Annotated in this window: 1 protein-coding gene; it reads left to right on the forward strand. The window is 46.6% G+C overall.

From position 1 onward, the window contains the following. A partial coding sequence (locus tag A3756_RS08900; protein WP_068553357.1) for an NAD(P)/FAD-dependent oxidoreductase occupies positions 1 to 1,127 on the forward strand: 1,127 nt, incomplete at its 5' end. Positions 1,128 to 1,236: the final 109 nt, after the last annotated feature.

The raw sequence follows: 1,236 nt of genomic DNA on the forward strand, positions 1-1,236 counted from the left end.
ATTATGAAAAAGGTTACCTGCCAAATTTCGAAGGCTATGATGACTTCAAAGGAACCATTGCCCACCCTCAGCAATGGCCTGTTGATATGGACTACTCAGGTAAGCGCGTTATTGTCATAGGCAGTGGTGCGACGGCCGTCACCGTTGTACCCGCAATGGCAAAGAAAGCAGCTCATGTCACCATGGTTCAGCGCTCGCCAAGCTACGTCTACTCTCGCCCCGCTTCAGACATGTTATTTAGAAGAATCTCTAAAATACTCCCGGCGGGCCTAACGAATAGAATCATGCGCGCCAAATACACTACCATGCAGCAAATGGTATTTATGTTATCCAAACGCTTTCCAAACTTTATTCGTAAGCTTGTCAGAGATATGAATAGGAAAGCACTGGCGGGAGCAGCTGACGTCGATACTCATTTCAAGCCCACCTACAATCCATGGGATCAGCGTATGGCCCTGGTACCTGATGCAGATTTATTCAATTCAGTTCGTTCCGGCAAAGCGAGTATCGTCACTGAGCATATAGCGCGCTTCACTGAGAAAGGAATATTGTTGAAGTCGGGCGACGAAATTGAAGCCGATATTATTGTTCCCGCCACAGGGCTCGATCTTCAGCTATGGGGAAAAATGAAACTGAGTGTCGATGGTCACGACGTCGATGCGCCTAAGCTAACCAACTATAAAGGCATGATGTTCAGCCAAATGCCAAACTTTGCTTGGGTCTTTGGATACACTAACTCTTCCTGGACGCTCAAAGCAGAGCTGACCTTTGATTATGTCTGCCGCCTATTGGAACACATGGAGCAAAATGGNTACCAAAGTGTCTACCCTTACCGTGAACCAAACGCCAAACAAAGCACCATTGTTGCACTGAAATCTGGCTACGTATTAAGAGCTCTCGACCGCTTGCCTGGCCAGGGAGAGTCCTTTCCATGGTGCAATAAGGACTTTTACTTCAAAGACATCTTTGCCATCAAACACAGCAAACTCGACGACGGTGTACTTCGTTTTGATGACAACACGCCTCTTGAAGCTTTTCATAAGGTAGAAAAAACTGAAACAAGTACGCCTTCCGTCGCCAAAGAAAAGACACAAACGACCGAAAAAGTTGAGGAGGTAGAAGTATGAAATCTCTACCTCCTGTTGTCTTGATCCACGGAATGTGGAGCACACCAGACATATTAGATGAACTGAAAGACGCCTTTGAACAACAAGGCTACCCTGTACTCGTTCCGAG

The sequence above is a fragment of the Oleiphilus sp. HI0086 genome, assembly GCF_001635225.1.